The sequence below is a fragment of the Microcoleus sp. BR0-C5 genome, from assembly GCF_036705045.1.
Taxonomy (GTDB): domain Bacteria; phylum Cyanobacteriota; class Cyanobacteriia; order Cyanobacteriales; family Microcoleaceae; genus Microcoleus.
Genome location: NZ_JAUBTR010000195.1, coordinates 1 through 1,545, shown reverse-complemented (window position 1 = coordinate 1,545; position 1,545 = coordinate 1). Strand labels below are relative to the sequence as shown.

The window sequence follows — 1,545 nt, the reverse complement described above, 5'->3', positions numbered from 1 at the left end:
CGACTTTTTTTGGCATGGCTATTTTTCCTCGATTTTTTCAGCAATTATAACAGACCTATGACAACCGGATTCCGTATGATTCGATAGTTTGCTGCCACAGTTGAGAATTGGGAAATAGATAAAATATTTTCATCTTAGATCATTTTCTTGCCGTGCCGCGCGAATGGTTTGGGGAAATACGCCTACTAAAAGTGCCAAAGCTTCATCAGGAATTTGTGCCACCGTTTCCCCATCCAAATATTGTTCAAACTGAGTTAAAACCATTTGTGCCCGTTCCAAAGCTGCCGGCTTTGCCGTTAACTGTTCCATTAACCGCACCCACTGTCGCCGAATTCCCAAAGCTTTCTGTATTTCTTCGGGAGATTGAGGGCAAACCAAACAAAAATCGCCCACGGGAATCGCCTGCTGAGAGTCAACATCAAAAGCGCCCCCAACGGCAGCCCCAGGCCCGGCAAACTGCGCGTGGAAACGTTTAATCAAAATTAGGCCGTTCCGGCGACGGCTATCTACCATCAACAGCTTGCCGCTGTTGATTTCTGCGAGAATGTCAGAGGAGTGGGGGTGTTCTGTCAAATCTGTGCCAAGGTTTCGATTTCGCAAGTCCGGGTCAGCAGAAAGGCCGAGGCGGACAATATAATTAGAGGTAAGATTAGAGCTGGATGAAGTATCAATTTTTTTCTCCTCCCGCTGCCGATCGAGATTATTCATTTAAAGTCATAAATTAATACTGTCACAAGGTGGTCGTTTGAGTGCGATCGAATATCAAATGCAGGTAGAACAAGCAGTAGACACCCTGAAAGCGGATCTCCCGACGCTTTTTGAAAAAGACATCTCCTACGACATCTACACAAAAGATGTTTATTTTCAAGACCCTGTTAACAAATTTAAAGGAAAAATCAACTATCGCATTATCTTTTGGACTCTGCGATTTCACGGGCAGCTATTCTTTAACGAGATTTACTTCGACCTGCACGACGTAGGTGAGACAGCCCATGATACTATTGTGGCAAATTGGACTGTTCGCGGGACACTGCGGGTTCCCTGGAAAGCTCGGATTTTTTTTAACGGCTACTCTACTTATAAACTGGATAAAGACGGCTTAATTTACGAACATATCGACACCTGGGACAGAGAGCCCGGAGAGATTTTAAAGCAGTTTTTCCGCAAGGGAGAGGAGGCGACCCAAGTATAAGCCAAAAAGGTTGATCGCGCCTCGCCATCAGAGCCAGCCACCGAATTAACTTATAATGGTTAAAATAATCATCATCCCTCCGATTCATTTTCTGTTATTTGTAAATTGCTAAAATGATTGTCCTCTGATTCAATTTCTGCTATTTGCACTCCTGAAAAACATCATGGCTGATATTGTCGAGACTGCCACCAATGCCGGTTCTTTCAAAACCCTCGTGACTGTTATTGAAGCGGCTGGTTTGTTAGAGTTATTGCAAAGTCCGGGCCCCTACACCGTCTTAGGAATGAAAATTTAATAACTTTAGCGTCTGCTAAATAGTCGGAACTGCACGATAATTCCATTTGGGTAGGTAC

At 44.1% G+C, this 1,545-nt stretch carries 3 protein-coding genes; 2 read left to right on the top strand and 1 reads right to left on the bottom strand.

What is annotated here, in order from left to right:
• Positions 1-129 precede the first annotated feature (129 nt).
• The gene (locus tag QUB08_RS31875; RefSeq protein WP_333230282.1) at positions 130-708 is read right to left on the bottom strand and encodes a hypothetical protein; all 579 of its coding nucleotides are present in this window, start codon (positions 706-708) and stop codon (positions 130-132) included.
• 58 nt (positions 709-766) lie between these two features.
• On the opposite strand from QUB08_RS31875, the gene QUB08_RS31870 reads away from it, so the two are divergent.
• Complete coding sequence (locus tag QUB08_RS31870; RefSeq protein ID WP_333230284.1) at positions 767-1,192, top strand: DUF2358 domain-containing protein; 426 nt, start codon at positions 767-769, stop codon at positions 1,190-1,192.
• A gap of 163 nt (positions 1,193-1,355) precedes the next feature.
• On the top strand, positions 1,356-1,487 hold the full coding sequence (locus QUB08_RS31865) for a hypothetical protein (protein WP_445300982.1): 132 nt from the start codon (positions 1,356-1,358) through the stop codon (positions 1,485-1,487).
• The last annotated feature ends 58 nt before the right edge of the window (positions 1,488-1,545 follow it).